The organism is Aquimarina callyspongiae (genome assembly GCF_034322225.1).
GTDB lineage: Bacteria > Bacteroidota > Bacteroidia > Flavobacteriales > Flavobacteriaceae > Aquimarina.
Map to the genome: position 1 here is coordinate 60725 of NZ_JAXLPA010000010.1, position 19515 is coordinate 80239.

Sequence of the window (19515 nt, forward strand, 5' to 3'; positions counted from 1 at the left end):
GGACTGTGAATAACAATTAATTTATAACCAAATCAATACTATTTCTATGAAAAGTACAATCAAGTTTCTAGTATTACTAATGATGATTAGCATCTGTGATACAATGTATTCGCAATCACCTAATATTGTGGTAATCATTGCAGATGATATGGGATGGTCCCAAACGAGCTCTAGCGAAATCACTATGAATAATCCTAGTGATTTTTATGAAACCCCTAGAATAGCATCCTTAGCTAGTGAGGGTATCGCTTTTCCGAATGCTTATGTAAACGGAGCAAATTGCGCGCCTACCAGAGCAGCAATATTAAGTGGTCAATGGGCATCAAGACCTACAAATAATGTATTTGCAGTAAATGGATTAAATAGAGGTGATAGTAATTCACTTCTGGTAGGACCAAGTCAAGGATTATCTAATGGCGAAGATGAAATTCCGGCAAGTGCTATTACCATCGCCGAAACTATTAAAACAGCAGGATATACAACCGCACATTTCGGAAAATACCATTCCGGAGGTAGTCAAAACAATGCGCCTACAGATCAAGGTTTTGATTTTAATTATGGAGGAGATTCTGATGGCGCACCAGGTTCATACTTTGCAGCTTTGTCTGGTGGTAATTGGGAGTTTCATCAAAGAATTGGCCCAGAACTAGATGTATATGCAGATCCATATACAGCCGCAGAATCTTTAGCACTGGCAGGTGATAATTCTTTAGACGGTACTGCAAAGCACGTAACAGATGCCATGGGAGACGCAGCTATTGATTTTATGAATGCTAATAATAGTTCTCCGTTCTTTATGCATTTTAGTAATTATGCGATTCATGGTCCTTGGGGTCAGGCAAATGCAAGACCCGATCTATACGCTAAGTATGTAGCAAAAAATAATACAAACCCAAGTCAGATAGGACATGATAATGTAGCACAAGCCGCTATTTTAGAAGGAATGGATCAAACTATTGGTCGTATTATTGATTATCTAAAAACAACACCCGATCCTCGTAATCCTGGCAATATGTTATCAGTAAATACACTGGTATATTTTATTTCTGATAATGGAGGAGCAAACGGACCAGAAGATAATGTCCCCTTAAAAGGAATGAAAGGTGAATATACAGAAGGAGGTATCCGTTCGGTTACCTTTGCCTGGTCTGAAGGAGTATTGGCCAATATGGGAACAATCAATAATACGCCTATTGTAGCATTTGATTTATACCCAACAGTGGTAGAAGCAGCAGGAGGAACCTTGCCTTCAAACTATGATATTGATGGAGTAAGTCAATGGGCGATGTTAACAGGTACAAATCCAAACTTAAACAGAGATGCTTTATATTGGCATTTTCCGGGATATATTGCTAATAGTCAACGAGATCAACGACCAGTATCCATAATAAGAAAAGGAGACTATAAATTAATTCATTATTATGAAACAGCTTCGTATGATCTTTATAATCTCGATACTGATATTAGTGAAACAACAAATCTACTGGCAGGTACCCCAGATACTGCAATTTTGACGATTGCAAATGATATGAGTACCGATCTAAGAAATTACCTAATCAATGTATCCGCACCGTTACCTACGTATAGGAGTAATGGTAATACGGTTCCATTACCAGAGATTATAGAAATCACACAACCACCATTAGATCCTTCTTGTGTAGCACCGGATACTTACTTGGCATTTTGGAGATTTGATATAGGGATAGACGCTGATGATGCATCTGCAAATGGTAATGACCCAATTCTAATAACCGGAACCTTATCGTATGATTCTGTAGATTTTAAAGAAGGAGATCAATCGGTAGTATTTGACGGTGCAACAAAAATACAGTATAGTCAAAACCCAGGACCGTTTATGATAGAAGCAATGTCACAGCGTAGTGTATCGATGTGGGTAAAACCAACAGCATTATCTGGAATCCAAGATCTTTATGAAGAAGGAGGAGGCTCAAACGGAATAGCTATTAGATTAAACGGATCTAACCTGGAATCTGTAGTAAGAAGCAGTGGTAGTCCTTTAAATCAGTTAAGTACTACGTTTCCTAATGATGGAGATTGGCATCACGTAGCTTTAGTATATAATGGTAACACTACCAATCACTCACTTTATGTAGATGGGATTTTAGCTACGTCAAATAGTACTGCTCCTTCTTCAATTCCGGTACATGTTGGATCTGGAGGATTAGCAGGAGTACAAACCACAGATAGTTTTGGCGTTACCGCTGATAGCTTTTATACAGGTAAAATGGATGCTGTAGCGGTATATGGTACGGCATTATCTGCTGCAGAAGTATTAACAGCAGCTTGTATTGAAGATACCAATCCAGAATGTACATATTCTGTAATTAATTCTGAAGGTTTTGAATCTGGATGGGGAATCTGGAATGATGGTGGATCAGATGCCAGAAGAAACTCGGGTGATGCAGCATATGCCAATACAGGAACTTATTGTATTAGATTAAGGGATAATACATCTACTTCGGTAATGACAACTAATACGCTGGATTTATCTATATATGAGGAGTTAACAGTGGACTTTTCTTATTATTGCCGTAGTATGGATAATGTAAATGAAGATTTCTGGTTACAAATATCAACTGATGGTGGAGCCAATTTTAATACTACTGAAGAATGGAATCTAAATGACGAATTTGTAAATGATCAAAGGTATAATGATCAGGTAATTATTGCAGGACCGTTTACCACAACTACGCAATTAAGATTTAGAGCAGATGCCTCAGGAAATCAAGATTGGGTTTATATAGACGATGTGGTAATCAATGGATGCAGTACAGCTTCATCAAAACAACAGCTTGCAGAGCAATTAGAGGTAACCGAAGAAATAAATATCGATAAACATAATTTTGTGATGTATCCAAATCCTTTTGAAGACCAAATAAATATTAATATAAAAGGAGGGACATATCAAAATGCAGAAATACAGATATTTAATATGTTAGGACAATCTGTGATAAGAAAATCTTATCAAAACGAAAACGAAATAAAAATACCAAACCTTACATTACCAAAAGGGCAGTATTTTATTAAGATTGATATCGATGGTCAATCAATAACAAAACAGCTAATTAAATTATAATTATACTTAAAAAGCATAGGGATTAAGTAATTTAATTGGTGTACATTAGAGTTTGTCAAATGAGTGGGTTTTATCAATTCGCTCATTTGGTATTTTTTCTAATAAAGGTTAATTGTATTTATGAAGAGAAATAAAATATCACGATCTACAATTTTTAGTACACAAATACTGATAATAGTACTTTTAATTTCATGCGGCAAGACAGTAAAATCAGAAAAACAAGATATTCTGGTAAAACGAAAAATAGAAATTCCGGAGGGAATGGTTTTGATTCCCAAAAATACATTTTATCAAGGAGCATTACCATCAGATGCATATGCTATGGATCATGAAAAACCAAGACATCAGGTAGTGGTTGATAGTTTTTTAATAGATGTAACAGAAGTAACCAATGCGCAATATTCGAAATTTGTTGAAGAAACTAATTATATCACACTAGCAGAGCGACCTGTAGATTGGGATGAATTGAAGAAACAGGTTCCTGCCGGCACTCCCAAACCACATGATTCACTATTACAGCCTGGATCGTTAATTTTTAAAGAGCGACCTGATGGAGTAGCTAACTTATATGATTTCTCTCAATGGTGGTTTTGGAAAACAGGGGCAAATTGGAGACAACCGCAAGGACCTGGAAGTACTATTGAAGGAAAGCAAAATCACCCAGTTATACATATTGCTTACGAAGATGCTATTGCCTATTGCAAATGGGCCGGTAGAACGTTACCAACAGAAGCTCAATGGGAGTATGCAGCTACTGGAGGAGAACAGGAAGTGCAATTCTCTTGGGGTAATGATTCTGATGTATTAAAAAAGTCAGCAAATACGTACACAGGAGATTTTCCAGTTAAAAATGATGAGCAGGATGGCTATTTGGGCGTAGCACCAGTAAAATCGTTTCCTGCAAATCCTTTTGGGTTATATGATATGTCTGGCAATGTATGGGAGTGGACCTCTGATTGGTACGATGCTCGTTATTATCAAAGTATAAAAGATATAGTAGTAAACCCTAAAGGACCAAAAACTTCATCACAACAAATTAAAGAAAAAGTAATTAAAGGTGGTTCTTTTCTTTGTAATGCTTCCTACTGCGCAAGCTATAGAATATCTTCAAGAATGGGCAACAGTTTAGACTCATCTTCAGAGCATAAAGGTTTTAGAACAGTAATTAATTTATAGTTAATTAAATAGATATATTTATGTATGATCCTAGTAAAAAAGAGTTTTTTAGCTCTTTTTTACTAGGACTATATTAAAAAAATTGACATATTTTTAATAACTATTGAGTGAAGAATATACAATTAACTCATTAGTATTACGGTAGAACTATAAGCACTTTATCGGGGAAATTTACACTTTTGTAGAATAAAAACTAGTTGTTTTTCGCAAAAAATATTTTTCGTTTTTTTGGGATTTTCACAAAAATTAACATAATGTGATACTTGATATAATTCGATTTTAATTAAAAATTTTCAATATAACAGTTTGATAATTAGGTTTTAATGAATAAAAAAGAGTAAATGGCGCAATAGCTTACATTTTATCTAATTTTTTGCTGAAAATATTGTTTTTTATATCAATGTGGTTTTTCCGTAAATATTTTGAGTTTTTAATATATTGAATATCAAATATTTATATCTAAATTTATATTGTTAAAAAAAACATAACGTAAACCCCAAGTAATTAAAATAGATAGTGTATAGAAAAAAAATACTTGTATAGATAGACATTACTGAATTTTCTTACCCCACTTATTAATGTCTTTATTTTTTCTGATTACCCTTATTACTGTCTGTATTCTTTATTGAAAAATCATCATAATTTTAAATTTTGATACTCGTGTGCCCTTGCGTGTATTTAAGAAGTGAACTAACTAGAATGTTTAATTGATTTTAAAATATTTTGCTGATGGTCGATTTTACTTTTTCTTCTGTATTAATTGTAGTTAAAAAAATCTTTTTTCTACCAGTGATATTAGTACATATAATACTCTCAACATTTTTTAAAACCAATTCTTTTAAAATAAATAACGATAATAATCTATATGTTATGCCTAATAGTGATTATAGTATCTATATAATAAATGGTTCAGATCGTATAATTGATCTGTATTAAATAAGACTTAAATAATAATAATTGAAATATTGAGTATAAAATAGTATTAGGATGATAAAGTATAAATAACTTGAATTATCCAATATAAAATCAGGAAATAATAAACAACCCTGCAATTGTGAAACTTTGGCGAGCCAACAAGAGCAGGGTCTGAATAACGATTAATTTATGAAATCAACCATTATGAAGTTGTATAATATTGTTTCAAACAATATACCAAAATCTTTATACTCCAAAGATTTTTTAAGATACATTGGATCAAATGTTAATCTACTTTCAAAAGAAGACAAATTTAGATATTACAATTTAATTGTAATAGGGGTATTTACCTTTTTAATAGGGGGATATTTTTTAATAGCTTTTTCTTTTCTTAATGAAGCATCTGATGATGCCTTTATGATGAATGATAATGATAGTAAGGTAATTATAGGAGATGAACACTCTCTTACTTCTTTATTATTAATTTCTCATAAAAAACACAGAAACGATTCTCATACAGAATCTTTTAATACTGTAAAACTACCCTACAAAGAGGATTATAAAATTGAAAAAGGATTTCTCTCACTTCAAAAGAATTTTTCTTTAGAAGGATATTTATACAGAGAGGATATCGTCTATTTCTGGTCCTCTACAAACTCAACAATAACTTTATCATAATCGTAATATGGAAATTTTTACCCGATTATTATTAAGAATAATTTCTCTTGATAAAAGCTTGATGCTTAGCTTGAGAGAACCTAATTTAAGAGTAGCATCAAATGCATATAAATATAGATATAATGTTATCTTATTTATTACCCTGTTTTGTGGGCATTTGACATATGCTCAGTCATCATTACCGTCTTTTAATTGTCCAAGCACTTTTTATCAGGTTATATCAGGAGAATTACGAGAATATAATGCGGCTGATGGCACATATGGGACAGCGCTTAACACCTTAGATGATTATAATGCTGGAGGATATAATCCTATAGACAACTATTTATATGCAGTTTACGAAGTAGGTACTACAGCTTCTAATCATGTTATAAGAATAGGAAGTGACGGCAATATTGAAGATCTTGGCGAACTGGATGTAACAGGACCAGGAGGAACTTCGTTTATAGCAGCAGATTTTGATAATACAGGTAGTTTATATTTACGTAGTGGTGCTAATTTGAGACAAGTAGATGGCTTAAATACACTCACCCCTGATGCTGGAAGAATAATTTCTACGACTTTCCTTAATAATGGTTTTTTCGGAGGACCAGCTTCAGGTACTATGAATGCTGCTGACATAGCATTTATTAATGGATCATTGTACGGAACCAACGATGGATCAGAATTATACATATGGGATTTAACGACACCGAGTAGAACTATTGTACCAATTACTGGTTTACCAGTAAGTGGGGCAGTATATGGAGCGGCTTACACTGATGCCAACGATCGACTATATGTTTCGTTTAACGATGGTGGATTGTATTTAATAAATGATTATACAACGACTCCAGTTGCTCAATATGTTGCGTCTACTGTAGATACAAATAGAAATGATGGATTTTCGTGTCCAACTGCTGGATCGGCTATTGATCAGGATAAAGACAATAGTTTAGATGTCGTAGATTTAGATTTAGATGGAGACGGACTAACCAATCTAAATGAATCTCCTTCAGATCCTTTTGCTGATGGGGATGCAGATTTAATTTTTGCATACCTGGATGATAATGATGCTGTGGGAGCAATAGGTAATGTAGACGGATTGGTAGAAACAGCTTTTGATACAGATGGTGATGGTGTTCCTGATTTTTTTGACTTAGATAGCGATAATGATGGAATATATGATGTGGTTGAGGCAGGACATGGTTTACCACATACTGATGGTAAAATCACAGGGCAAGATACCGGATCAGGAGCAAATGGACTTTTTGATGGAGTAGAAACATCGGCAGATTCTGGAACGATTAACTATATAATTGCAGATACTGATGCTGCTGGTAATCTGGACTTTCAATCAACAGATGCAGATGGAGATAGTTGTGCAGATGCTGTAGAAGGAGCAAGTACTTTTATAGTAGGGGATTTAGATGGTGATAATAGTTTAGGAGATGTAGTAGATGTTAATGGAGTCCCGACAGTTGCCGGAAGTCCTCAAAACACCACAGCTGCAGTAACAGATGCAGGAGATACCAATGCTTGCGGACCCGCAAGCTCATTAACAGCTTTTAATTGCCCGAGTTCTTTCTATCAAGTTATTTCGGGAGAATTAAGAACGTACAACCCAGTAACAGGAGAATATTCTGTACCTATTGCAACCACAGAACCCTATAATGCAACTGGATATAATAGATTAGATAACTATGTGTATGCAATAGGAAAAGGAGGAGGATCTAGCCCTATTCATAACCATTTGATAAGAATAGGAGAAGATGGTGCGATTGAAGATTTAGGAGAGATTACAGGATTTGGCTCTGGTGGAATATCGGGTGATGTAGATGATAATGATAATTTATGGATTAATATAGGAGAAGAATATCATAGAATAGATAATCTGTCTCGCCGCACCGTAGGAGGTTCACCAGCATTAACTCCGGTTACCTTTACAGGACCTGGAGGAAGCACACTACCAACAGGAACCGTAAATGATGTAGCGTTTATTAACGGAAGTTTATATGGAGTAGATAGAGATGCCAATTTACATATATATAATCTTACATCTTTTGAAAAAAGCCTTGTAGGTGGTCTCAATGTTCCAACTTCTACCACAGTTGGTTATGGAGCGGCTTTTGCCGACGGTGAAGATAGATTATATGTGTCTTTTAATGACGGAGGATTGTATTTAATTAATGATTATACAACTGGAACTCCCACGGGATCATTACTTAATAATACGGTGGTAACAACGAGTAATGATGGATTTGCTTGCCCATCGGCACCATCAACTATAGATGATGATGAGGATATCACATTAGATCCTATAGATATTGATGTAGATGGAGATGGAATTACTAATGTTGATGAATCCCCTTCAGATCCTTATGCAGATGGAGATACAGATGGGGTTTTTGCTTATTTGGACGACAATGATGGAGACGGAGCTATAGGTAATGATGATGGTGCTATTCAAGGAACTTTTGATACAGATGGAGATGGTGTTCCGGATTTCTTTGATCTGGATAGTGATAATGATGGGATTTATGACGTTGTAGAAGCGGGCCATGGATTACCGCATACAAATGGTAAGATTACAGGACAAGACACAGGATCTGGAAACAATGGACTTTTTGATGGGGCCGAAAGTCCTGCGGATTCAGGAACGATTAATTATACAATTGCAAATACAGATAGCACAGGTGATTTTGATTTTCAATCAATAGATGCTGATGCCGATGGTTGTCCTGACGCCGTAGAAGGTGCTGGAAGCTTTTTTGTTACAGATTTAGATGTAGATAATAGTCTAGGAGATATTGTAGATGCAGATGGAGTACCTACTATTTCAGGAAGTCCTCAAAACACGACAGCAGTAGTTACTAACGCCGGTGATAATACTGCTTGTGACGATGGAGATAATATTACTGATATTATAGAAAACGCGGCTCCTAATGGAGGAGATGGTAATGGAGATGGAATTCTTGATTCATTTCAAGGTAATGTAGGTTCTATAATTGATGGTTCTGGAGGAGGAACCTATGTAACGCTGGAGATTACTTCAGGAACCTGTTCTCAAATAACCAATATGTCTGCACTTACTGAAGCAGCAGTAGGGGTAACAGACCCTGATTTCAATTATCCCGTTGGGTTAATTGACTTTACGTTGCAGTGCGGTAGTTCTGGAGATATCGCAGACATTACTTATTATTGGCATGGGATTTCAACAATAGATTTTTTTAGAAAATATGGGTCTTCAGCTCCAGGAGCTATGGATGCTACCTATGGTCCTTTTGCAACTACTATAGGTACAGCTCTGATAGATGGGGTTACAGTACCTACAACAACATATAGTTTAACAGATGGATTACCAGGAGATGAAAGTGCTACAAGTGCTGAAATCGTAGATCCATCAGGACCGGCGTTAAGTGCAGCAGCTGTAGTATCAGTAGATTTAAACGGTGCTTTGCCAGGTAATGATGCAAACATAGTGTCAGAACCTGCGGCCGGCTTAGTAGGTCCAACTGTTCAATTTGGAGCGGCAGTTACTACTACTAGTACTAATATTATAGATGCAACAATAACTTTTTCTGGGGTAGTAGATACTAACCAAGAATTGATAGGTTTGTTTGATGAAACAGGAGCATTTGTAGGTTCATTTAATTTATCAACCACAGGAGGACCTTTTAATGCTGTATATGGCGGTAATACATTAGTGATTTCTAACCCTTCTCCCGGAGTTTTCAATATTGTGGATTCAGTGGGAGGAGTTATTCCAACAGTGAATTTTGATTTATTCCTTACTTTTTTTCAATACGGAAATCAACTAGGAACTGGAGGAGGAACAGAAGGTGTACGTACAATGAATGTTTCTGTCACAGAAGATGGAACATTAGCCACAGGTTCTGCCGATTCATTTATTAATGTACAATATTTACCAAATGCGGTAGATGATGTTAATTCAATACTAGCAAACGCTACTTTACCAATTAGCGGTGATTTAGAAGCTAATGATACAGATCTTACAACACCAGAAACGTTAACAATAAGCGAAGTAAATGGTATAACAGCTGCTGTGGGTAATCCTTTTGCCTCTACATACGGTACAATTACAGTACAGCCTAACGGTAATTATGATTATACAGTAGACACTAGTAATATAGCGGTGAGTGGCTTAAGAAGCGGGGCTTCATTAATAGATATTATTTCATATGCTATTCAGGATATAGCCGGAAATACAGATTATGGTTTTATAACTATAACCATAAATGGTGTCGATGAATTACCAGTAGCTACAGATAATGCAAATAATGTTACGGTAAATACAAATCCTACAGCCACTGGCAGCATTATTTTTGATGATGACGGGTTTGGAGTTGATACAGGAGATAGGCCTTTGGCACAATTTATATGGGAAAATCAGTTTAGTACTCCAGGAGGAGTATTTGTAGGGCTTTCAGCTCCTATTGATGGTCAAGCCAGAGTAGAACCGACTACGGGTGTAACCCTTACTTTTACTACTAATGATCCTGATGGGATTGGGGTAGCCAATCAGGATCAGGTGGTAAATCAAACAGGAACAAACGGAGGACATTTTGGGTATTTACAATTTGTAATAGATGCAAGCGTTAACCCTTCTCAATCCAGTACATTAACAATCGATTTTGATGAACCTGTAGTAAATCTTTCTTTTACCTTATCAGATATTGATTGGTCTCAAGGGGATTCTTGGCAAGATCAAATGATGGTCACGGGTAGTCTGACAGGAGCAAATGTTAGCTATATACCACAAGTGTCTGGTTCTGTAACGCAGGTTGGAGCAGATACTTTTTACGGTACCGGATCAGTACCACCAGATGATGCGCACGGTAATGTGAGTATATATTTTGATACTCCCGTTGATCAAATAGTCTTTGACTATAACTATGGTCCGGATGCCACTGCAGCGGATAATGGAACACAGATTGCAGGAGTCTCTGACTTAAACTGGCAAGGTTCTGGAGCACCTCGAATTAGTGAAATTAATGGAAATGCAGCCAATGTTGGTGTACAGATACCAACCACCTATGGTTTTATAACAGTAAATGGTGATGGAACATATACTTATGTCGTGGATGATACAAATCCAGCAGTGATTAATTTGTTGACAGGTAATACTTTAACAGACTTAATTGCATATACACTTATCGATACAATTGATAACACTGGAAATACAGCAACTGCAAATCTAAATATTACTATAAACGGCTCTGCATTAGATACTGACACGGATAATGTAATAGATTCAGTTGATCTGGATAATGATAACGATGGTATTCTGGATAGTGTAGAATGTCAGGGAACATTACAACCGGGAACTTTTACAGTTGTGGATGATGGAAGTGTTGATGGCAACGAATCGGGAGGGATTACATTGCCTTCAGGAACGGCCGCCTCTTGGAATATAACACACACTTTCAGCAACGGACAATTAGAACAATACGCGCTTTCTACGAATAATGAATTGTATTTTTATTATCGTAACGCTGCACCACCAAATTCTTGGGATTTAACAGCGGCGAATTTCTCTGTATCTGCTGGAGCAGCAGATATTCAATTAGCTTTATATGGATATGTAGATGCAGATGTACAATTGCCAGAACCACCAGGACCTGATTTTGGTTCTCGTTTTGGTACTTATACAATAAGTTGGGTTGGAGGTACTGGAGATGCTGTAATCAATGATCCAGCCAATCAAACCGATCAGGCTGATGGAGCTACAATTATTAATGGAGGAAGTTTTACGCAATCAGGAACGATTGATAACAATCTATTGCAATGGAATGTAATATTTCCTGTAGGAGCTACCTCATTTACAATTTCTGCAACAGGCGGTGCTGCAGCTGAAGGATTTCGATTTTCAGTCCTCGAAAATGTATGTGTAGATACAGATAATGATGGAATACAAGATATTTTTGATTTAGATTCTGATAATGATGGTATCTATGATGTTGTCGAAGCTGGAGGAACAGCAAGTACTTTTCCTGGTCAGGAAGGACGTCAAATCGATGATAATAATAATTCAGATAATACTGCAACAAATGGTATTCCAAGTACAGTTTCACCAGCAGGAACTGCTCCTGTTGAAACTACGCCTGGTACTCCTGATTATTTAAACCTAAATAGCGATGGAGATACCTGTAGTGATGCTAATGAAGGTGCCAATAATAATGTTGCAGAAGGTAATGATGGAGGTCAATATGGCGATAATGATCCACAAACAGTAATTGATGGAGAAGTAGGTGCAAACGGTTTAGTAATTGCTGCAACTTATAGTAATATAGCCGTTCCTGCGGTAATTGATAATACCATATTTACAGCATGTGATGATGGAGACGGAGTGCCAGCAGTTGTTGAAGATGAAGGACCTAATGGTGGGGATGGAAATAATGATGGAATCCCAGATTCAATGCAACCTCATGTAGCGTCAATTCCAGATGCAATAGGTACGGGATATGTAACCTTAGAGGTCGTTGTTACTGGAGATTGTGCTCAGATTACTGAGATGAATCCTCTACAAGAAATAGAATTAGCCTCTTTGGATGATGATTATGATTATCCAATAGGTTTAATGGATTTTACTTTAGCTTGTGGAGCAGCAGGACAATCTGCAAATGTTATTATTTACTGGCATAATGCAAGTACAATAGATATTTTTAGAAAATATGGATCTACAGCACCTGGAGCCAATAATGCAACATACAATAATTTTACTACAACTGTAGGGACATCCACTATAAATGGAGTAGTAGTACCAACAACATCATATACGATTACAGATGGACAACCTGGAGATGAAAGTGCCACACCAGCACTTATTGTAGATCCCGTAGGTCCAGCAATGCCTAATGCAGATTCTGATGGAGATAGTGTTGTTAATGGTATAGATTTGGATGATGATAATGATGGTATTTTAGATACAGATGAATGTACTTTAGGAGGGGGAACCTTTGGTACGACATTAACTGATGATGTTAATTCAATTTTTGAAATTACAGCCGAAACTAATCCAACGACACTAGCAAATTTTTTGTTCGCACCTAACACAGTACTTACATTAGTTTCTTCAAGTGTTAATATCGGTTCTGGAGCCGTTCCTCAAATAGGAACCTTTAATGATGGTGATGAGGTAACCAGTGGTGGTGGAGCTGCAGGAGCTTTTGTAGAATTTGGAGAAGGAATCATATTTTCTTCTGGAAATGTACTGGAATTGGATGATGTATTATCAAATCAGTTTTTTGAAAACGAACCAACACCACCGTTCGCTACTTTTGGCCCAGCTCTTGGAGATGGAGTCAATGGAACAGGAACTGCGGGAGGAGGTACCGATCCAGATTTTGCAGGTGGTACATCTGAATTTGATGTAGCAAGTTTAGAAATTACTGTAAATGTACCAGCTGAAACTTCTATTACCGGGCAATTTATATTCGCATCAGATGAGTACAATGATTTTGTTAATGGAGGGGTAAATGATGCTGCCAAGGTAATTGTAAATGGGACCAATGTAGCCTTGACATCTTCAGGATCAGAATTAAGTATTGATACAGTAAATAATACTATTGATAGTGCTTTTTATGTAGATAACGAAACAGATCCCACAGCTATAAATATAGAAGCAGATGGATTTACAACTACAATTACTTTTTCTGCAGTATTAAATGCAGGAAATAATACAATTAAAATGGGAGTTGCCGATAACGGAGATGCCTTATTTGATTCTTGGTTATTATTCAGAGCAAACTCTTTTGTACTATGTTATGATAGAGATACAGATAATGATAATATAGCAGATCGCTTGGATCTAGATTCTGATAATGATGGTATTTATGATACAATCGAAGGAGGAGGAACCTTGAGTGGAGCTACAGGGCAGGAAGGACGTCATGACGACGATAATAATAATTCTGATAATGTAGCTACCAATGGAGTGCCATCGGCTGCAAATGGAGGAGCTGGAAATACACCAACCGATACTGGAAGCGATGGCTCTCTGGATTTTATGACTTTAGATAGTGATAGTGATGGTTGTAGTGATGCAAATGAGGCTTATAACGATGCAAATGCCGATGGCGGCGATGGCGGCGTGTATAACCCAGGTAATGTAGCAACAGAACCTTTAACAGATATTGCAGGAACTGTAGATGCTAATGGTGCGGTAGTAGCTGCAGCATATACAGATCCAGTCGATGGAGATACAGATAGTACAGATGATTATCAACAAATAGGAGGCCCTGATGATGATGGGGATGGAACACCTAATGCTTGTGATACGATATTTAACGATGTTGATAATGATGGAGTAGGTGATGCTGTAGATTTAGATGATGATAATGATGGGATTTTAGATGATGTTGAACGCCCTTGTGATCAACCAGCGGTCGCCAATTCTAATTCAGGAACAGGAGCATTTCAAAATCAATTATATTTCTTTAATTGGGACGATCCTGTTTTTCTAGATGGAATTCATGATGGAGATTCTCAAACATTTAATCTACCAGACGGTTTATCGATTACAGCCACTTTTTCTAATAGTGTAAATGCTAATGTTTTTATTCCTAACAATATGCAAACCTTTGGAGGAGCAGCATTATGGCAATTATACGATACCGTAGGTACTGCAGAGGCATTTTATACCTTACCAGCTAATGATGGAGTAGATGCTTCTTTTACTATAACGTTTGTTGCTACCAAAGGAGGAGTGCCGTTTCCAATTGATCTTTTAGCATTGGATGCAGAAACAACAGCTTTAGGAAGTGAATCCATAGCATATACAACAAATGGAGAAACTTGGTCTTTTCTTGAGTCAATAGGAACAGGAGGTTCATTTAGCGGTGTTGGAACTAGAGAACTGATTTCAAATAGTACAGATGCAAATAATAGCATTCATTACTCGAGAAATGCAACTGTATTAGATGTAGTAATTGATCAAGGTGGTAGACAAGCCGTAGCATTTGGAATCTGGCTAGTTTGTGATTCTGATAATGATGCGATCCCTAATAACTTAGATTTAGATGCAGATAATGATGGTATCTATGATGTAATAGAAGCTGGCGGAACAGATAACAATGATGACGGAAGACATGATGATGACGATAATAATGTAGATAACACAGCCACAAATGGAGTGCCATCTTTAGCAAATGGAGGTGCAGGAATTACTCCTACCGATACCGGAAGTAATGGAACCCTTGATTATCTTACCTTAGATAGTGATGGTGATAGTTGTAGCGATGCTAATGAGGCTTATAATAATCCAACTGCTGATGGTGGAGACACAGGAATTTTTGGTACAGATCCAGCTGCGGTAGATGCAAATGGTTTGGTGATCGCTGCAACGTATACAGATCCAGTTGATGGAGATACAGATAGCACAGATGATTATCAACAAATAGGAGGTCCCGATGGAGATGGTGATGGAGCCCCGGATGCATGTGACCTTGTATTTGATGACGCAGACAATGACGGAATAGGAGATTTGGTCGATATTGACGATGATAATGACGGAATCTTAGATACCGTAGAATGTGGAACATTAAATTCTATAATATTAGATTGGACAGTTTTAGGACTTAATGCACCTACAGTCGCTTCTCCTGGAGGACAAACGTTCACAGATATAGGAACCACATTAAGTATTCCTGAACTGGTTGGGGTAGATATTACAGTTACCTGGACCTATGATGGGACGGATACAGAATTCTTTGGAGCCAATGGCTTAGATCAGACAGGAGCTGCAACTCCAGATACAGGTGCTAACTTTTATGTACAAAATGGAGAACTAGCCTTTTCTTTAAATACACCATATGATCTAACAATATCCAATGGTAGTGGTCGATTATTTGTGGGAGAATCCTTAAGCTATTCACCAGTATTTAATGGTTCTATTTTTGGAAATCTTACACCTGCTCCGCCTGCAACATTAGGAGATATTGTAATTACAGATGATTCTATATTAAATCCTGCTTTTTCTGTTTTCGTAGACACTACAGATCCTCCAGGTTGGCGAAGTAATGGACCAATTAGTTTGGCAAATTATACAGCAAATTCAGGTAATGGTGAAGCTGGAAGATTGACAATATTTTATTATAACGGAAATTGTGATAATGATGGAGATGGTATAGTAAATCGACTTGATTTGGATAGTGATAATGATGGAATTACGGACTTGACTGAATCTGGACAATTAAATAATGGAGCTACAGATACAAATAATGATGGAATAATAGATGGTACTCCTACTGATTTTGGAGCTAACGGACTTGCAAACTCCGTAGAATCTGATGATACTTCCGCTGCAACTACTGCAACACCAACAAATACTGATGGTACAGGAGGAGCTAACTACCTTGATATTGACGCAGATAATGACGGTATCGTAGATAATATTGAAGGACAATCTACTTCAGGATATGCAGCGCCAAGTGGAAATGACACAGATAATGATGGTATTGATGATCAATATGATTCTGATTGTACTATAGCTATTTGTGGATTGGTGGGAACACCAATAGTTCCGGAAAATACAGATGGATTGGCAGATGGAGCAGATTATATTGATTTGGATTCTGATGAAGATGGTGAAAGCGATACAATTGAAGCATATGATACAGATGATGATGGAGTAGCAAATACAATTCCAGCAAATGCCGATGCTGATGCTGATGGATTAGATGATAATTTTGATGTTGATGGTACAAGTACTACGGATGTAGGAGGTCCTACGAATGGAGGGCAAACTGCAGGTAATCCCTTCCCAGATACTGATAGTCCTGGAGGCGAACCAAATTGGAGAGATCCTGTTGTAAATGATCTTGAGATAACCAAGGTAGATACTTATGTTGATACCAATGGTAATGGTATTATCGATGCAGGTGATACGATTAATTATGTATTTGTAGTTACTAATAATGGTACTGCTACCTTAACAAGTATTAGTGTTACAGATAGCGATCCTAATGTGATTGTAAGTGGGGGACCAATAGCGTCTTTGGTACCTGCTGCAGTAGATAATTCAACTTTTACAGCTACTTATACTATTTTGACTGCAGATATAACCGCCGGAAACTTTAGTAATACAGCTACAGTTAATGCAGGTGATCCAAATGGTAACCTTATCACCAGTTTATCTGATGATCCAGACGATCCATCAGATGCTACAGATGATGATAACGATGGTAATCCAGACGATCCAACAGTAACCGACTTACGTCAACCACTATTGGATATCACCAAGACCGATACCTATGTAGACACCAATGGTAACAGTATCATTGATGCCGGAGATACAATCAACTATGTCTTTACAGTGACCAATACCGGAAATGTAGACCTGACCGGAATCAGTGTTACGGACGGCTTAGTTACAGTAACACCAGCAACGACGATTGATCTGGTAGTAGGAGCAAGTGACAACAGTACCTATACCGCGAGTTATATAATCACCGCAGCAGATATTACCGCCGGTAGCTTTAGCAACACCGCCGTTGCGACAGCACCGAACCCACTAGGAGGCCCAGATATCACCGATGACTCCGATGATCCAGATAACACTACCGATGTAGATCCGGACAATGATGGTAGTCCTGATGATCCAACAGTAACCGACCTGAGTCAACCATTACTGGATATCACTAAGACCGATACCTATGTAGATACCAATGGGAATAGTATCATTGATGCCGGGGATACGATCAATTATGTCTTTACAGTGACTAATACCGGAAATGTAGACCTTACAGGAATCAGTGTTACGGACGGCTTAGTTACAGTAACACCAGCAACGACGATTGATTTAGTAGTAGGTGCGAGTGATAACAGTACCTATACAGCGAGTTATACCATTACCGCCGCAGATATTACCGCCGGTAGCTTTAGCAATACCGCCGTAGCTAGTGCCTTGAACCCATTAAACCCATTAGGTCCACCCGTAGAAGATGACTCTGATGATCCAGATGATACTACCGATGTAGATCCGGACAATGATGGAAATCCAGACGATCCAACAGTCACCGACTTACGTCAACCACTATTGGATATTACCAAGACCGATACCTATGTAGATACCAATGGTAACAGTATCATTGATGCCGGAGATACAATCAATTATGTCTTTACAGTGACCAATACCGGTAATGTAGATCTGACCGGAATCAGTGTAACCGATGCTTTAGTTACAGTCACGCCAGCTACGACGATTGATTTAGTAGTAGGTGCGAGTGACAATAGTACCTATACCGCGAGCTATACCATTACTGCCGCAGATATTACCGCCGGTAATTTTAGCAACACCGCCGTTGCCACAGCACCGAACCCACTAGGAGGCCCAGATATCACCGATGACTCCGATGATCCAGATGATACTACCGATGTAGATCCGGACAATGATGGTAGTCCTGATGATCCAACAGTAACCGACCTGAGTCAACCATTACTGGATATCACTAAGACCGATACCTATGTAGATACCAATGGGAATAGTATCATTGATGCCGGGGATACGATCAATTATGTGTTTACAGTAACCAATACCGGTAATGTAGACCTTACAGGAATCAGTGTAACAGATGCTCTGGCAACAGTCACACCAGCTACGACGATTGATTTAGTAGTAGGAGCAAGTGACAACAGTACCTATACAGCCAGTTATATCATCACCGCAGCAGACATTACCGCCGGTAGTTTCAGTAACCAGGCAGTTGTAAGTGCACCAAATCCTTTAGATCCAACAGGTCCACCCGTAGAAGATGATTCTGATGATCCAGATGATACTACCGATGTAGATCCGGATAATGACGGAAGTCCCGACGATCCAACAGTAACCGACTTACGTCAACCACTATTGGATATTACCAAGACCGATACCTATGTAGATACCAATGGTAACAGTATCATTGATGCCGGAGATACAATCAATTATGTCTTTACAGTGACCAATACCGGAAATGTAGATCTGACCGGAATCAGTGTAACCGATGCTTTAGTTACAGTCACGCCAGCTACGACGATTGATTTAGTAGTAGGTGCGAGTGATAACAGTACCTATACAGCGAGTTATACCATTACTGCCGCAGACATTACCGCTGGTAGCTTTAGTAATACGGCAGTAGCGACAGCCCCTAATCCACTGGGAGGAGCAGATATCACCGATAACTCCGATGATCCAGATAACACTACCGATGTAGATCCGGACAATGACGGAAGTCCAGACGATCCAACAGTAACCGACCTGAGTCAACCATTACTGGATATCACCAAGACTGATACCTATGTAGATACCAATGGGAATAGTATCATTGATGCCGGAGATACGATCAATTATGTCTTTACAGTGACTAACACGGGTAATGTAGACCTTACAGGAATCAGTGTTACGGACGGCTTAGTTACCGTAACACCAGCAACAACGATTGATCTGGTAGTAGGTGCCAGTGATAACAGTACCTATACCGCGAGTTATACCATTACCGCTGGTGATATTACCGCCGGTAGCTTTAGTAATACCGCCGTAGCCAGTGCCCTGAACCCATTAAACCCATTAGGTCCACCCGTAGAAGATGACTCTGATGATCCAGATGATACTACCGATGTAGATCCGGACAATGATGGAAATCCAGACGATCCAACAGTCACCGACTTACGTC

The 19515-nt window shown here is 37.8% G+C and carries 4 protein-coding genes; all 4 read left to right on the forward strand.

Annotated elements, in window-relative coordinates:
- Window positions 1-46 precede the first annotated feature (46 nt).
- Window positions 47-3097, forward strand: a complete 3051-nt coding sequence (locus U0D62_RS25045) for a sulfatase-like hydrolase/transferase (protein ID WP_322290107.1) — start codon at window positions 47-49, stop codon at window positions 3095-3097.
- A gap of 120 nt (window positions 3098-3217) precedes the next feature.
- Window positions 3218-4273 (forward strand): formylglycine-generating enzyme family protein, encoded by a 1056-nt coding sequence (locus U0D62_RS25050; protein ID WP_322290108.1) that lies wholly within the window; start codon window positions 3218-3220, stop codon window positions 4271-4273.
- 1104 nt (window positions 4274-5377) lie between these two features.
- Window positions 5378-5866 carry a hypothetical protein gene (locus U0D62_RS25055; RefSeq protein ID WP_322290109.1) on the forward strand — a complete coding sequence of 163 codons (489 nt, stop codon included), beginning with the start codon at window positions 5378-5380 and terminating at the stop codon, window positions 5864-5866.
- A gap of 7 nt (window positions 5867-5873) precedes the next feature.
- Window positions 5874-19515 (forward strand): DUF7507 domain-containing protein (locus U0D62_RS25060; RefSeq protein WP_322290110.1); only part of this gene is annotated, 13642 nt, incomplete at its 3' end.